Source organism: Arthrobacter sp. Leaf69, assembly GCF_001422645.1.
GTDB lineage: Bacteria > Actinomycetota > Actinomycetes > Actinomycetales > Micrococcaceae > Arthrobacter.
Window position 1 is genome coordinate 1 of sequence record NZ_LMLR01000014.1, and the last position, 18,935, is coordinate 18,935.

The following is an 18,935-nucleotide window of genomic DNA, read 5'->3' on the forward strand; positions in this document are numbered from 1 at the left end:
GCTGACAGCGCTCAACAGAGCGCCCGGGTGCAAATTTGAAACCAGCCAAAAACACCAGACCACACCACGGGGTGGCGGGCCCGGCAAATTCAACCAATTCAATACAATAAATTGGTATCAACAAACTTGGCACACTATTGAGTTCTCAAACAACAGACACATTCGAATTACTACCCGAAACAATCCAATGTAATTGAATTCTTTTGTTTCGCTTTTCCTTCGCTGCGATATTTCAAGCTTATTTCATTCATATCCACTTTGCAAATCCAGTTTTTCATCTGAATTTCACCCGGTGGAGCGAATCCGCCCAGCAAAATTGGAAGCAATCTTTCATTTCTGCACCACATGCTCCAGGGGAGCAGAAAGTGCTAGAAGAATTGCTTCTCTATTTTTGTTGGGGTTGGCCGCCACTCTTCGGTGGCGACTCAGAAAACAATACACGCTCCTCCCCGACCTTGCAACTGGATCCGGGAGGAGCGTGCAGATGACGCGCGGGTGTTCGGGCTAGGCCGCGGTGACTTCGACCGTTGCCAGATTCTTCTTGCCCCGGCGCAACAGGAGGTAGCGTCCGTGCAGCAGCTGGCCGGGCTCGATGACGGCCTCCGGATCCGCAACTTTGGCGTTGTTCACGTAGGCTCCGCCCTCCCCCACTGTCCGGCGGGCGGCGGATTTGCTCTCCGACAGGCCTGTTGCCACCAGCAGTTCGATGATGCCCAGGCCGCCGGCGTCCACAGTGGCGGACGGCAGCTCGGACGTCGCAGCCCTAAGCGTGGCCTCGTCGAGGACGCTCAGGTCACCGTTGCCGAACAGCGCGGCGGACGCGGCAATCACCTTCTCGGTGGCGTCCACGCCGTGGACCAGGGACGTCACCTCGTACGCGAGCTTCCGCTGTCCCTCGCGTGCGAACGGCCGCTCAGCCACCGCGGCCTCCAACGCCTCGATCTCTGCACGGCTCAGGAACGTGAACACCTTCAGACGTGCCACGACGTCGCTGTCGGCGGTGTTAAGCCAGAACTGGTAGAAGGCGTACGGGCTGCACATCTCCGGATCCAGCCAGATGGCGTTGCCCTCGCTCTTACCGAACTTTGTGCCGTCGGAATTGGTGATGAGCGGTGTACCCAGCGCGTGGACATGCTTGCCCTCGACTTTGCGGATGAGGTCGGTGCCACTGGTGAGGTTGCCCCACTGGTCCGACCCGCCGGTCTGCAGGACACAGCCGTAGTCGCGGAAAAGCTGAAGGTAGTCCATCCCCTGCAGGATCTGGTAGCTGAACTCCGTGTAGCTGATGCCCTCGTCGGAATTCAGCCGGTTGGCGACGATATCCTTCTTGATCATGGTGCCGACCCGGAAGTGCTTGCCGATGCCGCGCAGGAAGTCGATGGCGCTCAGCGGCGCGGTCCAGTCCAGGTTGTTGACCATCCGGGCCGCGTTGTCGCCGTCAAAACTGAGGAAACGCTGGACCTGCTCCTGCAGTTTGCCGACCCACTCGGCAACGGTCTCCGGAGTGTTCAGCACCCGCTCGGCGGTCTGCCGGGGATCGCCGATCAGTCCGGTGGAGCCGCCCACCAGCCCGAGGGGCTTGTGGCCGGCCAGCTGGATCCGGCGCATCAGCAGCAACTGGACCAGGTTTCCCAGGTGCAGGCTCGGCGCGGTGGGATCGAAGCCGCAGTAATAGGTGGCGGGATCGCCGGCGAGCAGTTTCTCAAGCTCCGCCTCATCCGTTGAGACGTGGACCAGGCCGCGCCATTTCAGCTCCTGCCAGACGTTGGCGAAGCTGGGGTCATTCTGCTGGGAACGTAGATCATTTAGCTGGGACACGGAATCTAAGTTAGCAGGATCAGGGCCCGCTCAGCGCGTGTGACCGTCCGGCGGCCCAGCGCCGGCAGCGGCACGACGGCGGCCTGCCGCCGCCGTCGTGCGCTCCCCCGAACCGGGCCGCCCCCTGCGCCCCGACACGGCAGGCAGTACTCAGTCTTCGATGCCGGCAGGCACGTCGGCGGCGGCGATGAGCCGCAGCCGCTGGGTGGGGCGGGTCATGGCCACATAGAGGTCACCCACGCGGCCGTGCTCGTGGTTCAGCATCGCGGACGGCTCCAGCACCACAACGCCGTCGAACTCCAGGCCCTTGGCCTCGCGGGGACTGATCACCACGATGTCCTGCACGTAGCTGCCGGCATCCGTGCCGACGCGGCGGCCGTAGACAGCGCGCAGCGCGGCGGTCGCCTCCGGGAGGAGCTCGCCGTCGGCGATGACGGCCAGCAGGCCGCCTTCAAGCGATGCGAGCTCCTCCGGCAGGACCTCGACGAGCTTGTTGATGATCTGGCCGGGCTCGACGCGGTCGATCACCGGAGCCCAGCGGCCTTCGCGGACGGCCTTCGGCGCGGAGACAACCAGTCCTGCCGCGTTGGCCATCCGTGCGGCCGCTTCCGCGATCTGCGACGGCGTGCGGTAGTTCACGGTGAGTTCCTCAAGCTGCCAGCGGTCGCCAAACATGGGCGCCAGGGCGCTGTGCCAGGAATTGGCACCGGCCACCGAGCTCGTCTGGGCGATGTCGCCCACGATGGTGAAGGACTTCAGCGGGCAGCGGCGCACCAGCAGCCGCCACTGCATCGGCGAGAGTTCCTGGGCCTCGTCCACCACAATGTGCCCGAACGCCCAGCTGCGGTCCGTCGTGGCGCGCTCGGCGGCGGTGAGCCGGGCTTCGCGTTCCTGGTTCTGGTCCACGAGTTCTTCCGCGGACACCAGGACGTCCACGCCCGCCGTCTCCATGTTGACCAGCGTCTGCTTGGCGTTGGCCAGATCGCGGGCACGGTCGTTTTCTTGCTGGGCCAGTCCCCTGCCGGCCGCCGCATCAAGCTCGCCGAGCAGTTCGGCGGCCTCGTCCAGCAGCGGCACGTCCGCTTCGGTCCACGGGGCATCCGCGGGCCGGAGCAGCAATTCACGTTCGGCCGGGCTGAGCATGGGGGTGCAGGCCTCCAGGATCGCCGGCCTGCTGAGGAGTTCACCGATGAGCTTCTCCGGTGTCATCGGCATCCAGCACAGATTCAAGGCGATGCGGACGTCCCGGGCGGAGCGGACGTCCTCGGCGAGGTAGGAGCGGTCGGCATTGTTGCCGATGCTGCCGGCTTCCACCAGCTCCGTCATCTGCTCCGTCAGTTCGCGCAGCAGGATCTTGACGAACGACACACGGGCCTCGTTGTGCGGCTTGCCGGTGGAGCGGGCCCGGTCCCTGGCGCGGCGGACCTGCCGGGGCGTCAGGACGAGTTTGCGCCCGTCCACTTCGAGGATGCGGTTGGCGGCCGGGATGCGCTGCCGGTTGGCCACGGCGTTCGCCACGACTTCGGCCATGTCCAGCCTGCCCTTGATCGCCGCGACGTCGGCTTCAGGCTCTGCGATGGCGTGGATGCCCGGCATCAGCCGGCCGACGCTTGCCATGACAACGCCGGTTTCGCCGAGCGACGGCAGGACGCGCTCGATGTATTTCATGAACGACGAAGACGGCCCCACCAGCAGGACGCCTGCGGTCTTGAGCCGGTCGCGGTGGGTGTAGAGCAGGTAGGCGGCGCGGTGCAGCGCCACGGCGGTCTTGCCGGTGCCGGGACCGCCCTGTACCACCAAGGCGCCGGAGATCGACGAGCGGATGATCCGGTCCTGTTCGGACTGGATGGTCCCAACAATGTCGGACATCCGTCCGGTCCGCTTGGAGTTCAGGGCGGCCAGCAGGGCGCCCTCACCCTGGAGGGAGTCGTTGTCGGCGAGCATGTCGGCGTCGAGCACGTCATCCTCGATCGCCTTGACCTCGCGGCCCTGCAGGATGAGGTGGCGGCGGCGGCGCACACCCTGCCGGTCAAACGCCGTGGCCTGGTAGAAGTGCCCGGCTTCCGGAGCGCGCCAGTCCAGCATGAGGCGCTGCAGGTCGTCGGTGGTCAGGCCGATGCGGCCGATGTACTGGGCCTCCCCCGAGTCCAGGTCAAGGCGGCCGAACACGAGCCGGTCGTCGACGGCGTCGAGCTGCGCCAGGCGGTCTTCGTACAGTGCCGCGAACGCGTCCCTCTCGGAAACGTTCTGCATGGTGCCCACCGCACCGGCACGCCGTACCTGCGCCAGCTGGGCGCGCTTTTCCGCCCGCAGCTCATCCAGCCGGGCGTAAAGTCCAGCTACATAGTCGCGTTCATGGGCCAAATCAGCGTCGTGCATCGAACGTTCCCCTATCGAAAAAGACAGACCAACCATTCTACAACCATTTCGGTCTCCCCAGCAGCACATGTCAGCTTTTTGCAGGCAGTCTACCGAGGCCCGCGGAATCGTCCATCAGGGACTCAGGTCGGGGGCCCCTCCGGTCGCCGCAACGGGGACAGGGCTACAGGCGCAGGAGGGAGTGGATCCGGTGGCCGTCCAGGGCCGGGCGCCCGCCGAGTCCGTCAAGTTCCATGACCACGCCCACACCGGCCACGTGGATGCCGCAGCGTTCGAACAACCGGGCGGCGGCGCCGAGCGTGCCGCCCGTCGCAAGGACGTCGTCGAGGATCAGGACGCGGCTGCCGGGTGCGAGGTCCGTGGTGTGCAGTTCCAGGGTGGCGCTGCCGTATTCGAGGGCGTAGTCCTCGGAAACCACTTCGCGCGGCAGCTTGCCGGCTTTGCGGACGGTGATGACACCGGTGTCCGTGGCGTAGGCCGCGGCCGCTGCCAGCAGGAAGCCACGGGCCTCCACCCCTGCGACGGCGTCGAACTGGCCCTTGAACGGCTCCACCAGTGCGTCCACCACAGCCCTCAGGGCCGCGGCGTCGGCGAAGACGGGGGTCAGGTCCTTGAAGACGATGCCGGGTTTGGGGTAATCGGGGATGGTGGCGCACAGGCTGCTGATCAGCTGGTCCACCGGCGCGGTGGTCTCGTTCGTGGCCATAGTGGTCGGGTGCAGCTCGCTTTGATTCACCCGTCAACCCTACTTGCTGGCCCCACCACCACGTTCTGCGGGTTAGGCCTCGGGACCGGGACCGGCGATCGGATCTGGTGACCGGGCCTCGTCACCGGGTCTGGTCATCGGCCCCTCGATTTCGGACCCCTCAACTTCCGCCCCGTCGACCGGTGCGGCGGGAGAACGGAGGAGGTCCTGCGCGAGGCCGTAGCTGACGACGTCGAGCGCCTTTCGGAGCGCGTGCTCCGCGTCGAAGCGCAGGGCGGCCGCCGCACTCAGACGGCGGGAGTCATTCGCCCATTCCGAGCGGCGGAACCGGTCGGCGTCACCGTGCAGGAGCCGGCCGTAGAGAACGTCCTCAAAAACGTCGCGGTCGTCAGGCGGCGCTGGTTCCGGCACGTCATGCTGACGGCCCTGGACCATCTCCGCGGTAAACAGACCGGCTACGGCGGCCGCCCCGTCCGTGAGCTTCCGGTCGGCGGTGTGGTTGCACAGGCGGAGGGCCCGCACCACGAGCTTGAGGGAAACGTGTTCATCACGGACGATGAATTTGCGGAGCAAGGCCGCCCGGAAGAGTTCCACCCACTGCCGGCGCTCCCCCTCGGGGGAATCCGGCGTGACCGGCCCGCTTTCCGGCTCGAACAGCTCGACCATCCGGAAGTAGTCGGCGGCCAGCGCCGCAAAGATCTGGAGCCTTTCGAGCTCGCTGCGTGGCTTTCCGCGCTTGCCCTCACCCATAAGACCTCATCCTCCCCCCGTTGCCGGACCGTGGGAATCACCAGGACCGCCACGCCCGGGCAACTGCCCCGGCCGGTCCGCTATTTCAGGCGGACTTTCGCCGCTTTGTAGCGGGAGACAGTCGGGTCACCGCTGAGCCAGAAGCGCCAGGGGTAGTCATCGGTACCCCCGGCGCCGGAGACGCCAACACGGGGTCCTGACAAGACATCCACTGCCTGGACGGCCGGCAGCTCCAGCCGGAACGGGGCCAGGAGCGCGTCCCGGCCGCTGTCCGCCGTCGTGATGCCCAGCGCGGTGGCAAGCCGGGCCGGGCCGCTCGCCAGGTCCTTGGACGCTTTCGACGTCGGCCGGCGCTTGAGCGCCAGGGACTCCCCGGCGACAATCTCGCCTGCCCGCAGCAGCACGGCGGACGCCACCCCCTCGGGCCCGCAGACGATGTTGGCGCAGTGATGCATGCCGTACGTGAAGTAGACATACAGGTGGCCTGCCGGGCCGAACATCACCGCGTTGCGGGCCGTGGCGCCCCGGAACGTGTGCGAGCCGGGGTCCGGGTGCAATGAATCGTGCGGGCCCAGGTAGGCCTCCACCTCGGTGATCCGCACGGACACCGGGCCGTCGCGCCCCTCATGCGTCAGCACCGCACCGAGCAGCTCCGGCGCCACCTGCCGGGCGTCCCGGGACAGGAGCTTCCGCAGTTCCTCGGGCCGCCCGCCGGCAGCGAGTCCCGCTGCGTGTCCGACGACGGTCACGCCGGCGGGCACGCTGGCGGGGGTTGCATCAGTCATGCTCCGACTTTAACAAACGGCTCACCTCTCCCTTCACGGCCGTGTCCGATTTCCGCTAGCAGCAGTTCCGGGAAGCTGGCAGGATGAGGTCATGGACTTCTGGCAGCGCTACCGGGCAATCGACGCCCGCGATACCCGGTTCGACGGGCAGTTCTACACTGCCGTCCGCACCACGGGCATCTATTGCCGGCCGTCCTGCCCGGCCCGGACCCCCAAGGCGGGCAATGTCACCTTCTATGAAACGTCCGCTGCCGCGCACGACGCCGGTTACCGGGCCTGCAAGCGCTGCCTGCCCGAGGCCGTGCCCGGCACGCCGGCCTGGAACCTGCGCTCGGACGTCGCGGGACGGGCCATGCGGCTCATCAACGACGGCGTGATCAACCGCGACGGCGTGGAAGGGCTCGCTGCCCGGCTGGGGTACTCCTCGCGGCAGCTCAACAGGATCCTGAGCCACGAGCTCGGCGCGGGACCGCTGTCGCTGGCGAGGGCAAGCCGGGCGCAGACCGCCCGCACCCTGCTGGTCTCCACAACGATGAAAGCCGCCGACATTGCCTTCGCTGCAGGCTTCAGCAGCGTCCGCCAGTTCAACGAGACCATCGGCGAGGTCTTCGCCATGACCCCCTCGGCGCTGCGGGCCACCGCGCGGCACCACCGCACGCCCGCAGTGGCCGCTGTGTCATCGACGGCCCTGACGCTGAACCTGCCCTACCGCGAACCGTTCGATCCGGGGGTCTTCGATTTCCTCGCAGTCCGGGCCATCCCCGGTATCGAGGAAGGCTCGTCCACTTCCTACGCCCGGACCATGCGCCTGGCGCACGGCGACGCCCGTTTCCGGGTGGACTACGACGCCGGAGCGCCCGGACGTCCGCTGGTGCTGACCATCGGCGCAGTCGACCTCCGGGACCTGCCGTCCCTGCTTAGCCGGGTCCGCCGGTTGCTGGATCTCGACGCCGACCCGGTCGCCATCGACGGCGCGCTGGGGTCCGATCCCCGCCTGGCCGCCAGCATTGCTGCCACGCCCGGCATCAGGATGCCGGGCGCAGTGGACCCGCAGGAGCTGCTGGTCCGGGCCATGATCGGGCAGCAGATCACCGTCGCCGCCGCCCGGACCGCCCTCGTCCAGCTGTCCGCGTCCGGGAGTGAGTGCCTGGTTCCGGCAGACGGGCTGCACCGGCTGTTCCCCACGGCAACGCAGATCGCGGAGACCGGCTTTGAACTCCTTCGCGGCCCGCAGCGCCGCATCGACTCGGTCCGCGGTGCTGCCGCGGCGATGTCCTCCGGTGAGCTCGATTTCGGCTATGGCGACGACCTGCCCGGGCTGGAGGCCAAGCTGCTGCCGCTCGCCGGCGTCGGGCCGTGGACGGTGGGCTATGTGGCCATGCGCGTGATCGGCGCCCCGGATGTTTTCCTGGCCAACGACGCCGCCGTGCGCAACGGCATCCGCTCACTGGCCGGCGCCGCCCCGGCCCCCGAAACGCCCCTGAGTCCTGCCTTCCGTGAGCTCAGTCCCTGGCGCTCCTACGCCACCATGCACCTCTGGCGCGCCGCCGCGGCAGCACAGTCTGCGGCCCGGACCAGGCCAGCGCGCGCCGCGTCCCCCATCCCGAAGAAAGCGACATCATGAAAGCCCAACTGTTGACCATGTCCACCCCGGACGGTCCGTTCACCATCATTGCCCGGGACGGGGCTGTCCTTGCCTCCGGCTGGACGGCAGTCCCGGGTGAACTGACCGGGCAGATCCACGCGGACCTGCTGCCGGGGGAATTCGAAACTGTCGCCGGGCTCGGCGCGATTTCCGGGGCCGTGGACGAGTTCTATGCCGGGAATCCGGGGCCGGCCATGGGCGTGCCGGTGGTGCAGAAGTCCGGCCCGTTCCGGGGCCATGCCTGGGACATCCTCCGGACCGTCGCGCCGGGACACCCCGTGACCTACACCGAGTACGCCGCGCTCTCCGGAAACGCGAAAGCCGTCCGCGCCGCGGCAAGCGCCTGCGCCTTCAACGCGGCGGCGCTCTTTGTGCCCTGCCACCGGGTGATCCGCACCGACGGCAGTCTGGGCGGCTTCCGCTGGGGCCTGGCCATCAAGGAAAGCCTGCTGGACCGGGAACGTCAGCAGGCGCTGCTCCAGACCGCACAGGGGTAAGGTTTCCGCGCCCAGATTCCGCCAGGGCATGGGCGCGACGTCCCACCGCGACGTCCCACCTCGGCGGCGGTGTCAGCGGGTGGCGGGCACCCCGGCGGGCCACGGCAGCAGCTCCGGGAGATCCACGCCGTCGGCCGCCGCGGTGGCGCGCAGGCTGCCAAGGGTCGGCGTGCGTCCGGCGAGCCAGGCCGCGATATCGGTCAGCATCCCGTTGATTGCCGTCGACCGTCCGCCGGGGCTGCCCAGGGAAACCGCGGGCCGGCCCAGCGGCTGGAGCACGAACCGCTGCCCTTCCGGCACCCGGGCGGCCAGGAAAGTGAAGAGCTCCTCGCAGAACGGCCGGCTCCACGTTTCCGGGCCACGGCCCGTGCCGAGGTCGGTCGCGTGGATGACCAGTTCGCGCCAGAGCGCCAGGCCGCCGTCGAAGACGACTCCTCCGCGGTAGCTGATGGGGGTCTGCCAGCCGGCGTCGTCCAGCGCTCCAAAGGCACGCAGCGCCCGGTCCAGGGCGGCGTCCACATCGGCCCGGTGTTCCTCGATGGTGTGCCCGGCGGCCATCTCGATGGCGTGGGTCCGGCCCTCGTAGCCGCCGTCGTAGAGCTCGATGCTCTCCCCTTGGGCAGCGAATTCGAGCTGGCGGGCCATCGCGTTGGCGATGCCGCAGATGTGGGCCAGCACATGGCCCCGGGTCCAGCCCGGCAGTTCCGAGGGGGCTCTGACGTCCTCCTCGCTGAGGCTGGCGGCGATTCCGGTCACGACGCCGGCGGCGCGGCGGAGTTCTTCCAGGAGTTCTTCCGGGGTGATTGCGGTCATGGCGATCATCCTAACCGAGCGCTCTGGATAAATCCCGATTAACTGAATGCCGCCTGGCCGTAGCGGTGCCGGATGTGCCGGCGGTCATGCCTGGCCTGCCAGAACTCGATCTCGCGGGGCCGGACGGCGTACAGCTGCCAGTTGGGATTCGCGCTGCCGTCCGCACCGGGCCGGGCGTGCCAGTCGGACGCTGACGCTTCCGGGGAGAGCTCAACTACGCTGCCGGCGACGCGGACCTGCCGGCCCTGCTGTTGCCAGAAGAAATTCAGGGCCGCGTGCGGATTCGCCGAGAGTTCCTGGCCCTTCCGGGAGGCGCGGGACGTGGCGAAGTGCCAGCCGTCGTCGTCGATGCCCTTGAGGATCAGCATCCGGGAGGACGGCCTGCCGTGTTCGTCGGCGGTGGCCAGGCTGCAGGCGTTGGGCTGCGGCACGCCCGCGTGCAGCGCCTCGTCCAGCCACAGCCGGAAGAGTTCGGCAGGATCCGCGGGGGCCGTGGCCGGGTCGAAGTCCGGCAGCTCGTCCGGGAAATCGGGCAGGGCGCGCAACATCTGGCGGAAGGATTCGCTCATGCACCCACCTTAAACGCCGCGAGGAGGCCCACCCGACTGGACCGCCCCGGCAAACGCACGACGCTCCCTCGCCTTTGGCAGCAAATCCGCCGACGCTCCTGCAGTCAGTGCAGGAGCGTCGGCGAAAGCGCGGCCAGAGGTGAGGGAGCGTGTAGTGCTAACCCGCGTACTGGCGGACGCCGGCGAGCTCGCCCTCGAGGGCCAGCAACTGGCGCTCGACGGCGGCCGGCGCGGTGCCGCCCTGCGAGTTCCGGCTGTTGAGCGAGCCCTCGGTGGACAGGACCGTGCGGACCTCCGGTGTCAGGTGCTCCGAGATGGCGGCGTATTCCTCGTCCGTCAGGTCCCAGAGTTCGACGCCGCGGCTTTCCGCCTGCTTGACGGCGGCTCCGGAGAGCTCATGCGCCTCGCGGAACGGCACGCCCTGCCGGACCAGCCATTCGGCGATGTCCGTGGCCAGCGCGAAGCCCTGCGGGGCCAGCGATTCCATCCGTTCGGTGTTGAACTTCAGGGTCGCGATCATGCCGGAGACAGCCGGGAGGAGGACCTCCAGGGTGTCGGCGGCATCGAAGACCGGTTCCTTGTCCTCCTGCAGGTCGCGGTTGTACGCGAGCGGCAGGCCCTTGAGCGTGGCCAGGAGCCCTGTCAGGTTGCCGATCAGCCGGCCGGCCTTTCCGCGTGCCAGTTCCGCAACGTCCGGGTTCTTCTTCTGCGGCATGATCGAGGAGCCGGTGGAGTAGGAATCGTGCAGGGTCACGAACGAGAACTCCTTCGTGGCCCACAGGATGACTTCCTCCGACACCCGGGAGAGGTCCACGCCGATCATGGCCGTGATCCAGGCGAACTCGGCGAAGACGTCGCGGGAGGCGGTGCCGTCGATCGAGTTGTGTGTCGCGGAGTAGAAGCCCAGGTCCGCGGCCACGGCTTCCGGGTCCAGGCCGAGCGAGGAGCCCGCCAGGGCACCCGAGCCGTAGGGCGAAACGCCGGCGCGCTTGTCCCAGTCCTGGAGCCGCTGTACGTCGCGCAGCAAAGCCCAGGCGTGGGCCAGCAGGTGGTGGCTGAGCAGGACCGGCTGGGCGTGCTGCAGGTGGGTGCGGCCCGGCATGGCCACCCCCTGGTGCGCCTTGGCCTGCTCCACCAGCGCATCGATCGTGGCGAGCACGCCGCGGGCGATGATCCGGGCGTGGTCGCGCAGGAACATCCGGCCCAGCGTGGCCACCTGGTCGTTGCGGGACCGGCCGGCGCGGAGCTTGCCGCCGAGCTGGGTGCCGGCGCGCTGGATCAGGCCGCGCTCCAGCGAACCGTGCACATCCTCATCCGACTCCGCGGGCAGGTAGGCGCCGGAGGCGACATCCTCATCCAGCCGGGTCAGGGCGGCAAGCATGCCCTCAAGTTCGGCGTCGTCCAGCAGCCCGGCCTTGTGCAGCACGCGGGCGTGCGCCTTGGACCCGGCGATGTCGTAGCGGGCCAGCCGCCAGTCGAAGTGCGTGGACTTGCTCAGCGCGGCGAGGGCGTCCGCGGGGCCGCCGGCGAACCGGCCGCCCCACAACGCGCCCGTATTCGTCGCCTCGGACTTGGTGGTTTCCGACTCAGCCACGCGGGCTACTTTCCTGCGACGCGGATGTCGCGGCCGGAGGCGACCTTGGCGGACATGCCCCACAGCTCGATGAAGCCGCGCGCCATCGACTGATCGAACGTGTCGCCGGTGTCGTAGGTGGCGAGGTCGAAGTCGTAAAGCGAGGTGTCCGAGCGGCGCCCGTTGACGATCGCCTGGCCGCCGTGCAGCACCATGCGGATGTCGCCGGTGACGTAGCGCTGGGTGTCCTCGATGAAGGCGTCGAGGGAGCGCTTGAGCGGGGAGAACCACTGGCCGTCGTAGACCAGCTCGGCCCAGCGCTGGCCGACCGTCGCCTTGAAGCGGGCCTGCTCGCGCTCGATCGTGATGTCCTCGAGGTGCTTGTGCGCGGTGATCAGCGCCATCGCCCCCGGGGCCTCGTAGATTTCGCGGGACTTGATGCCGACGAGGCGGTCCTCGACGACGTCGATCCGGCCCACGCCCTGGGCGCCGGCGCGGCGGTTGAGTTCCTTGATGGCCTGCAGCGGGGTGACCTTGACACCGTCGATCGCGACCGGGACGCCGGCTTCGAAGGAGATGGTGACCTCATCCGGCGCCGGCGGGAATTCCGGGGCGGCGGTGTAGTCGTAGATGTCCTTCGTGGGGGCGTTCCAGATGTCTTCGAGGTAGCCGGTTTCGACGGCGCGGCCCCAGACGTTCTGGTCGATCGAGTACGGGTTCTTTTTGGTGGTCTCGATGGGCAGTCCCTTTTCCTCGGCGAAGGCGATGGCCTTGTCGCGGGTCAGGGCGAGGTCGCGGACCGGGGCGATGCACTTCAGGTCCGGGCCGAGGGTCTGGATGCCGACCTCGAAGCGGACCTGGTCGTTGCCCTTGCCGGTGCAGCCGTGGGCCACGGTGGTGGCGCCGAATTCGCGGGCGGCCTTGACCAGGTGCTTGACGATCACCGGGCGGGAGATCGCGGAGACCAGCGGGTAGTGGCCCTGGTAGAGGGCGTTGGCCTTCAGCGTGGGGACGCAGTATTCGTTGGCGAACTCGTCGCTCGCGTCGGCCACGTAGGCCTCGACGGCGCCGCAGCCCAGGGCACGCTGGCGGATCGTCTCCAACGATTCGCCGCCCTGTCCGACGTCGACCGCCACGGCGATGACCTCGGCGCCGGTCGCTTCGCCGATCCAGCCGATGGCTACGGAAGTATCCAGGCCACCGGAGTAGGCCAGCACAATACGCTCAGTCACTTGAAATGCTCCTTAGTTGTTTGGGAAAAAGGTGAGTTGTTTGGGGAAATGTCGGGAAAAATCCCGGGGTGAAGCGTGTCTACTGAAAGCCTGTCACATCCCGGTGGCAGGCCCAATCTTCGGGCCGGGGGGCGGTCAGCCGGTACCGGCTTCCTCGGCGAGCTGCAGGAAACGCGCCGCCAGGGCCGCGCCGCCCAGCGGGTCGCGGGTGACCAGCAGCACGGTGTCGTCCCCGGCGATGGTGCCCAGGATGGACGGCATCACCGAGTGGTCGATCGCGAGGGCCAGGAAGTTGGCGGCGCCGGGCGGCGTCCGGAGCACCACGATGTTCGCGGACGCTTCGGCGGTGACCAGCAGTTCCCCGCAGAGCCGGGCCAGCCGCGCGTCGAGGATTTCCTGGGTGACGCCGCTCTTGGCGGCGCGCTCCCCGCCCTCCCCCGGCACCGCGTAGACCAGGACGCCGTCCTTGCCGCGGACCCGGACAGCGCCGAGCTCCACGAGGTCCCGGGACAGCGTGGCCTGGGTGACCTGGACGCCGTCGTCCGCGAGCAGGGCCGCCAGTTCCGCCTGCGAGCGGACCGACTCGCCGGTGAGGATCGCGGTGATCCGCGCCTGCCGTGCCGTCTTGGTGGCCGGACTGGCCCCCGGGGAGGCGGGCTGGACGGACACTAGCCGAGCCCTTCCACAACCGCCATCCCGGAGCGGTGCATGAGCCAGGCCATCAGGGCCTTCTGTGCGTGCAACCGGTTCTCGGCCTCATCCCAGACGATGGACTGCGGGCCGTCGATCACGGCCGCAGCGATCTCGTAGCCGCGGTAGGCCGGCAGGCAGTGGAGCACGACGGCGTCCGGCGCCGCGAGCTTCATCGCGGCCTCGTCCACGGCGTAGCCGCGGAACAGCTGCAGCCGGGCTTCCTTCTCGTCCTCCTGGCCCATGGAGACCCAGGTGTCGGTGGCGACGACGTCGGCCCCCAGCAGCGCCTCGGCAGCGTCCACGGTGACGAGCACCGAGCCGCCGGTCTCCGCCGCGCGGTCCTCGGCCGCCGCGATGATGGCCGGGGACGGCAGGTAGCCTGCGGGGCCGGCGATGCGGACATGCATGCCCGCGGTGACGCCCGCCAGCAGGTAGGAGTTGGCCATGTTGTTGGCGGAATCGCCCAGGTAGCTCATGGTGAGGCCCTTGAGCTCGCCCTTGTGCTCCTTGACGGTCAGCAGGTCGGCGAGGAGCTGGCAGGGGTGGTAGTCATCGCACAGGGCGTTGATGACCGGGACACCCGAGTGAGCGGCCATGGCGACGAGCCCGGAGTGGGCACCGGTGCGCCACACGATGGTGGACACCATGCGCTCCAGGACCTTGGCGGTGTCCTCGACGGATTCCTTGTGGCCGATCTGCGCCTCGCCCGGGTTAATGATGAGCGCGTTGCCGCCCATGTCCGCGACGCCGGCGGCAAAGGAGACACGTGTCCGGGTGGAGGTCTTGTCGAAGATCACGGCGACGGTCTTCCGTCCGCTGCCTTCCGCTGCGAACGGCTGCACGCTGTAGGGCGCGGCCTTCATCCGGACGGCGAGGTCCAGGACTTCGGCCTGCTCGGCCGGGGTGAGGTCGGTGTCCTTGAGGAAGTGGCGGGTCTGGCTCTTCGATATCTCCGGAGCGTTCACTGGGCGTCCTTTGCGGTCTGGAGGAGGGCTGGCAGCGCCGCGAGGAAGCGGTCGGCCTGTGCGGTGCTGAGGATCAGCGGCGGCGCGAGCCGGATGGTGTGCGGGCCGGGGCTGTTGACGATAAAGCCGGCGTCCAGACCGGCCGTGACGACGGCCGGGGCGATATCGGCGTCGAGGTCGAAGCCGATCAGGAGCCCTTCCCCGCGGACCTCGGTGACGCCGTCGATCGCGGCAAGGCCGGAGCGCAGGTGCTCCCCCACTTCCCGGACATGGGTCAGGACCTGCTGGTTTTCCAGGACGTGCAGGGTGGCCAGGGCCGCGGCGGTCGCCACCGGGTTGCCGCCGAAGGTGGTCCCGTGCTGGCCGGCCGACAGCAGCGAGGATGTTTCCGGGCCGAAGGTGATGAGCGCGCCGATCGGGAATCCTCCGCCGAGGCCCTTGGCGAGGGTCACGGCGTCGGGCACAATCCCGGCGTCCCCGCTCGCGAGCCACTTCCCGGTACGGCCGATGCCGGTCTGGACCTCGTCGAGGATCAGCAGGGCGCCGGCGGCGCTGGTGGCCTCCCGCGCGGCCTTCAAATAGCCGGCCGGCAGGGGGCGGACACCGGCCTCGCCCTGGATCGGTTCGAGGAAGACGGCGGCCGTCGTCTCGTCCACCGCGGCGCGGAGGGCGTCGACGTCGCCGAAGGGGATGTGCACGACGCCGGCGGGCAGCGGGGCGAACGGCGCCCGGTAGGCTTCCTTGGCGGTCAGGGCCAGGGCACCCATGGTGCGGCCGTGGAAGGCGCCTTCGAGCGCGATGATTTTCGTGCGCGGCTGCGCTTCTGAGTCGTGGCTGACGCCAGAATTCCGCCGGGCCAGCTTGAAGGCGGCCTCGACGGCCTCGGTGCCGGAGTTGGCGAAAAACACCTTGGAACCGGCCGGGGCCTTGCTGATGTCCAGCAGTTTCTCGGCCAGCGCGATCTGGGTGGGGCTCGTGAAGAAATTGGAGACGTGGCCCAGGGTGGCGAGCTGGCTGGAGATCACCGAGGTCACGAAGGGGTGCGCATGGCCCAGGGCGTTGACCGCGATCCCGCCGAGCAGGTCAAGGTATTCCTTGCCGTCGGCGTCCCAGACCAGGCAGCCGGCGCCGCGGACCAGGACCCGCTGTGGCGTGCCGAAGACGCCCAGCAGCGAGGACGAATAGCGGGACAGCCACTGCGCGCCGGTGGCGTGGCCGCCGGTTTCGACTATTTCTTTCAGCTCGGGTGCGGTTTCGATCTGGTTCATTTGTTGTCCTCGTCCGGGACGACCTGCGTGCCGATGCCCGCCGTCGTGAAGGTTTCCAGCAGCATCGAGTGCGGCAGCCTGCCGTCCACGATGTGCGCGCGTTCGACGCCGCCGTCGACGGCTTTGAGGCAGGCTTCCATCTTGGGGATCATCCCCGACTCCAGGCGCGGCAGCAGTTCGCGCAGTTCCGAGGCCGTGAGCGAGGAAATCAGCGAGGAACGGTCCGGCCAGTTGGCGTAGAGGCCCTCGACGTCGGTGAGGATCACGAGTTTGGAGGCTCCGAGGGCTTCGGCGAGGGCGGCGGCGGCGGTGTCCGCGTTGACGTTCAGAACCTGGCCGGTGGTCTGCGCCTGTTTGGTCGCGGCGTCCAGGCTGCCGTCGTCGAAGATTTCGGGGGCCACGGTGGAGATCACCGGGATCCGGCCGGCCGCGATGATGTCCAGGATGCCCTCCGGGTTGACGCCGATGACCTCGCCCACCAGGCCCAGGTCCACCTCTTCGCCGTCCACCACCGTGCCGGTGCGGACCGCGCGGAGCAAGCCGCCGTCCTCACCGGACATCCCGACGGCGTAGGGGCCGTGGGAGTTGATCAGGCCCACCAGCTCGCGGCCCACCTGGCCGGTGAGGACCATCCGGACCACGTCCATGGCCTCCGGCGTGGTGACCCGCAGCCCGCCCTTGAACTCGGATTCGATGCCGAGCCGGCTGAGCATGGCGTTGATCTGCGGACCCCCGCCGTGCACCACAACGGGGTGGATCCCGACGTGGTGCAGGAAAACGACGTCCTCGGCGAACGCGCGGCGGAGTTCGTCGTTGACCATGGCGTTGCCGCCGTACTTGATCACCATCGTGGTGCCGGCGAAGCGCTGGATCCAGGGCAGGGCCTCGATCAGGGTGCCCGCCTTGCCCTGGGCGTCCGCCATGGAGGTGGTCTCGCGGGTCTGGGTGTTCATAGTGTTCGTCCCTCCGGGAACTGCCTAGCTGGAGTAGGCGCTGTTTTCGTGGACGTAGTCGTGGGTGAGGTCGTTGGTCCAGATGGTGGCTTCCGCCCCGCCGGCCTGGAGGTCGATCTCGACCAGGACCTCGCGGGGTTCCAGGTCCACGAGGCCACGGTCATCGCCGATGCTGCCGTTGCGGCAGATCTGCACGCCATTCATGGACACGTTGAGCTGGTCGGGCTCGAAGGCGGAGTCGGTGGTGCCGACGGCGGAGAGTACGCGGCCCCAGTTGGGGTCCTTGCCGAAGATTGCTGCTTTGAAGAGGTTGGACCGCGCGACGGCGCGGCTGACCACCTCGGCGTCCCGCTCGCTGGCGGCGTTGAAGGTGCGGATCGCGATGTCGTGGCTGGCGCCCTCGGCGTCGCCGATCAGCTTGCGCGCCAGTTCGGCGCAGACCTGGGTCAGGGCCGTGCCGAATTCGACGGCGGACGGCACGGCACCCGAGGCGCCGGAGGCGAGCAGCACCACGGTGTCGTTGGTGGACATGCAGCCGTCCGAGTCGGCCCGGTCGAAGGTGACCCGGGTGGCGTCGCGGAGCACGACGTCGAGCATTTCCGGCTGGACGTCCGCATCGGTGGTGAGGACCACCAGCATCGTGGCGAGGCCCGGGGCGAGCATGCCGGCGCCCTTGGCCATGCCGCCGATGGTGAATTCCTTGCCCTCCGCATCGGTCCCGGTGAAGACCGCCTGCTTCGAGACGGAGTCCGTGGTCATGATCGCGGTGGCGGCGTCGGATCCGCCGTCGGTGGTGAGGGCCGCAGTGGCGGCGCTGATCCCGGAAAGGATTTTGTCCATCGGAAGCTGCTCGCCGATCAGTCCGGTGGAGCAGACAAAGACGTCGGTGGCGGAGACGCCCAGCGCCTCGGCGGTTTTCTCGGCAGTGGTGTGCGTGTTCTGGAACCCCTGCGGGCCTGTGCAGGCGTTGGCTCCGCCGGAGTTGAGGATCACGGCGTCGACGCGGCCGTCCTTGACCACCTCGCGGGACCAGTGCACAGGCGCTGCGGCCACCCGGTTGGAGGTGAACACTGCCGCGGCGGCTTTGGCGGGGCCGTCGTTGACCACGAGGGCGAGGTCGGGGTTGCCGGAGGCCTTCAGGCCGGCTGTGACGCCGGCGGCGCGGAATCCCTGGGGGGCGGTGATGCTCACGGTGCGACTCCCTGCAGTTCGAGGCCGGCGGTTTCCGCCAGGCCGAGGGCGATGTTCATGGACTGCACGGCCCCGCCGGCGGTCCCCTTGGTCAGGTTGTCGATGGCACACGTGACGATGACGCGGCCGGTGTGGCTGTCGAGCGCCAGCTGCATCACGGCGTGGTTGGAACCCTGCACGGACTTGGTGGAGGGCCAGCGGCCTTCCGGCAGCAGATGCACGAACGGCTCGTCGTCGTAGGCTTCGCTCCAGGCGTGGCGCAGCTCCTCCGCGGTCACGCCGGGCCGCACCTTGGCGGTGGCGGTGGTGAGGATGCCCCGGCTCATGGGGGCGAGCGTGGGGGTGAAGGAAACGGTGACCGGGGCGTTCAGGACCTTGGACAGTCCTTGTTCGATTTCCGGTGTGTGCCGGTGCCCGCCGCCCACGCCGTAGGGACTCATGGAGCCCATGACCTCGGCACCGATCAGGTTGACCTTGGCGGCTTTGCCCGCCCCGGACGTGCCGGAGGCGGAAACGATGACGACGTCGTCCGCCTGCAGCAGGTGGTTGCTGAAGCCCGGGGTGAGGGCGAGCAGGGCCGACGTCGGGTAGCAGCCGGGGACGGCGATCCGCCTGGCGCCGCGGAGGGCCTCGCGCTGGCCGGGAAGCTCCGGCAGGCCGTACGGCCAGGTGCCGGCGTGCGGCGAGCCGTAGAACTTCTCCCAGGAGGCCGCGTCCTCCAGCCGGTGGTCGGCGCCGGCGTCGATCACTACGGTGCCGGCCGGCAGCTGCGCCGCGATGTCGGCGGAAGCGCCGTGCGGAAGGGCCAGGAACACGACGTCGTGTCCGGCCAGGTTCTCCACGGTGGTGTCTTCGAGGATGCGGCTGGCCAGACCGTGGAGATGGGGCTGCAATTCCCCTAGTCTGGAACCGGCGTTGCTGTGCGCCGTGATGGCGCCGATGGTGACGTCGGGGTGGCCGGCGAGGAGCCGCAGCACCTCGCCGCCGGCATAACCGCTTGCGCCGGACACGGCAACAGAAATAGTCATAGCCACGACTATACAGCAAGAGTATGCATAGATGCCGATATTTATGCATCAACTCCCGCGTGCCCCGGCC

General features: G+C 68.6%; 17 protein-coding genes. 2 read left to right on the plus strand and 15 right to left on the minus strand.

Annotated elements, in window-relative coordinates:
- Positions 1 to 504: 504 nt before the first annotated feature.
- The 5 genes from tyrS to ASE96_RS15250 all read right to left on the minus strand — a co-directional run bounded on the left by tyrS (position 505) and on the right by ASE96_RS15250 (position 6,438).
- Positions 505 to 1,818 (minus strand): tyrosine--tRNA ligase, encoded by a 1,314-nt coding sequence (gene tyrS / locus ASE96_RS15230; protein WP_056432253.1) that lies wholly within the window; start codon positions 1,816 to 1,818, stop codon positions 505 to 507.
- Positions 1,819 to 1,968: 150 nt separating this feature from the next.
- The gene (locus ASE96_RS15235) at positions 1,969 to 4,197 is read right to left on the minus strand and encodes a HelD family protein (RefSeq protein ID WP_056432256.1); all 2,229 of its coding nucleotides are present in this window, start codon (positions 4,195 to 4,197) and stop codon (positions 1,969 to 1,971) included.
- A gap of 163 nt (positions 4,198 to 4,360) precedes the next feature.
- A complete protein-coding gene (locus ASE96_RS15240) occupies positions 4,361 to 4,903 on the minus strand; it encodes an adenine phosphoribosyltransferase (protein WP_056432260.1) in 543 nt (180 codons plus the stop codon).
- Positions 4,904 to 4,975: 72 nt separating this feature from the next.
- Complete coding sequence (locus ASE96_RS15245) at positions 4,976 to 5,653, minus strand: hypothetical protein (RefSeq protein ID WP_056432263.1); 678 nt, start codon at positions 5,651 to 5,653, stop codon at positions 4,976 to 4,978.
- A gap of 80 nt (positions 5,654 to 5,733) precedes the next feature.
- On the minus strand, positions 5,734 to 6,438 hold the full coding sequence (locus tag ASE96_RS15250) for a DNA-3-methyladenine glycosylase (protein WP_082492787.1): 705 nt from the start codon (positions 6,436 to 6,438) through the stop codon (positions 5,734 to 5,736).
- Between the two features lie 91 nt (positions 6,439 to 6,529).
- Here ASE96_RS15250 and ASE96_RS15255 point away from each other — a divergent pair, with 91 nt between their 5' ends.
- Both ASE96_RS15255 and ASE96_RS15260 read left to right on the plus strand, forming a co-directional pair.
- Positions 6,530 to 8,062: an AlkA N-terminal domain-containing protein gene (locus ASE96_RS15255; RefSeq protein ID WP_056432266.1), complete on the plus strand. Its 1,533-nt coding sequence runs from the start codon at positions 6,530 to 6,532 to the stop codon at positions 8,060 to 8,062.
- The gene (locus tag ASE96_RS15260) at positions 8,059 to 8,580 is read left to right on the plus strand and encodes a methylated-DNA--[protein]-cysteine S-methyltransferase (RefSeq protein ID WP_056432269.1); all 522 of its coding nucleotides are present in this window, start codon (positions 8,059 to 8,061) and stop codon (positions 8,578 to 8,580) included. The genes ASE96_RS15255 and ASE96_RS15260 overlap by 4 nt, the downstream gene beginning before the upstream one ends.
- Before the next feature lie 72 nt (positions 8,581 to 8,652).
- Here the strand turns inward: ASE96_RS15260 and ASE96_RS15265 are convergent, their stop codons facing one another.
- From ASE96_RS15265 to argC, 10 genes are all read right to left on the minus strand, one after another.
- Entirely contained in the window at positions 8,653 to 9,393 is a 741-nt protein-coding gene (locus ASE96_RS15265) for a maleylpyruvate isomerase family mycothiol-dependent enzyme (RefSeq protein WP_056432272.1), read from the minus strand.
- 38 nt (positions 9,394 to 9,431) lie between these two features.
- A complete protein-coding gene (locus tag ASE96_RS15270) occupies positions 9,432 to 9,962 on the minus strand; it encodes a pyridoxine/pyridoxamine 5'-phosphate oxidase (RefSeq protein ID WP_056432277.1) in 531 nt (176 codons plus the stop codon).
- A 157-nt stretch (positions 9,963 to 10,119) separates the two neighbouring features.
- Entirely contained in the window at positions 10,120 to 11,556 is a 1,437-nt protein-coding gene (gene argH, locus ASE96_RS15275; protein WP_056432280.1) for an argininosuccinate lyase, read from the minus strand.
- A 5-nt stretch (positions 11,557 to 11,561) separates the two neighbouring features.
- Positions 11,562 to 12,767 carry an argininosuccinate synthase gene (locus ASE96_RS15280; protein WP_056432282.1) on the minus strand — a complete coding sequence of 402 codons (1,206 nt, stop codon included), beginning with the start codon at positions 12,765 to 12,767 and terminating at the stop codon, positions 11,562 to 11,564.
- 135 nt (positions 12,768 to 12,902) lie between these two features.
- The gene (locus ASE96_RS15285; protein WP_056432286.1) at positions 12,903 to 13,436 is read right to left on the minus strand and encodes an arginine repressor; all 534 of its coding nucleotides are present in this window, start codon (positions 13,434 to 13,436) and stop codon (positions 12,903 to 12,905) included.
- The gene (gene argF / locus ASE96_RS15290; protein WP_235500290.1) at positions 13,436 to 14,425 is read right to left on the minus strand and encodes an ornithine carbamoyltransferase; all 990 of its coding nucleotides are present in this window, start codon (positions 14,423 to 14,425) and stop codon (positions 13,436 to 13,438) included. Before argF ends, ASE96_RS15285 begins: the two co-directional genes overlap by 1 nt.
- A complete protein-coding gene (locus ASE96_RS15295) occupies positions 14,422 to 15,693 on the minus strand; it encodes an acetylornithine transaminase (RefSeq protein WP_056432289.1) in 1,272 nt (423 codons plus the stop codon). Before ASE96_RS15295 ends, argF begins: the two co-directional genes overlap by 4 nt.
- Positions 15,690 to 16,646 carry an acetylglutamate kinase gene (gene argB / locus ASE96_RS15300; protein ID WP_056432292.1) on the minus strand — a complete coding sequence of 319 codons (957 nt, stop codon included), beginning with the start codon at positions 16,644 to 16,646 and terminating at the stop codon, positions 15,690 to 15,692. Before argB ends, ASE96_RS15295 begins: the two co-directional genes overlap by 4 nt.
- A gap of 24 nt (positions 16,647 to 16,670) precedes the next feature.
- Positions 16,671 to 17,837, minus strand: a complete 1,167-nt coding sequence (gene argJ / locus ASE96_RS15305) for a bifunctional glutamate N-acetyltransferase/amino-acid acetyltransferase ArgJ (protein WP_056432295.1) — start codon at positions 17,835 to 17,837, stop codon at positions 16,671 to 16,673.
- Complete coding sequence (argC, locus tag ASE96_RS15310) at positions 17,834 to 18,865, minus strand: N-acetyl-gamma-glutamyl-phosphate reductase (RefSeq protein ID WP_056432298.1); 1,032 nt, start codon at positions 18,863 to 18,865, stop codon at positions 17,834 to 17,836. The genes argJ and argC overlap by 4 nt, the downstream gene beginning before the upstream one ends.
- Positions 18,866 to 18,935 lie beyond the last annotated feature (70 nt).

Excerpts from the sequence above, each read along its gene's own strand:
- ASE96_RS15265 (WP_056432272.1), bottom strand. The coding sequence starts at position 9,393 with ATGACCGCAATCACCCCGGAAGAACTCCTGGAAGAACTCCGCCGCGCC.
- ASE96_RS15235 (WP_056432256.1), bottom strand. The coding sequence starts at position 4,197 with ATGCACGACGCTGATTTGGCCCATGAACGCGACTATGTAGCTGGACTT.
- ASE96_RS15255 (WP_056432266.1), top strand. The coding sequence starts at position 6,530 with ATGGACTTCTGGCAGCGCTACCGGGCAATCGACGCCCGCGATACCCGG.
- ASE96_RS15270 (WP_056432277.1), bottom strand. The coding sequence starts at position 9,962 with ATGAGCGAATCCTTCCGCCAGATGTTGCGCGCCCTGCCCGATTTCCCG.
- argC (WP_056432298.1), bottom strand. The coding sequence starts at position 18,865 with ATGACTATTTCTGTTGCCGTGTCCGGCGCAAGCGGTTATGCCGGCGGC.
- ASE96_RS15260 (WP_056432269.1), top strand. The coding sequence starts at position 8,059 with ATGAAAGCCCAACTGTTGACCATGTCCACCCCGGACGGTCCGTTCACC.
- ASE96_RS15250 (WP_082492787.1), bottom strand. The coding sequence starts at position 6,438 with ATGACTGATGCAACCCCCGCCAGCGTGCCCGCCGGCGTGACCGTCGTC.
- argB (WP_056432292.1), bottom strand. The coding sequence starts at position 16,646 with ATGAACACCCAGACCCGCGAGACCACCTCCATGGCGGACGCCCAGGGC.
- ASE96_RS15295 (WP_056432289.1), bottom strand. The coding sequence starts at position 15,693 with ATGAACCAGATCGAAACCGCACCCGAGCTGAAAGAAATAGTCGAAACC.
- ASE96_RS15245 (WP_056432263.1), bottom strand. The coding sequence starts at position 5,653 with ATGGGTGAGGGCAAGCGCGGAAAGCCACGCAGCGAGCTCGAAAGGCTC.
- ASE96_RS15240 (WP_056432260.1), bottom strand. The coding sequence starts at position 4,903 with ATGGCCACGAACGAGACCACCGCGCCGGTGGACCAGCTGATCAGCAGC.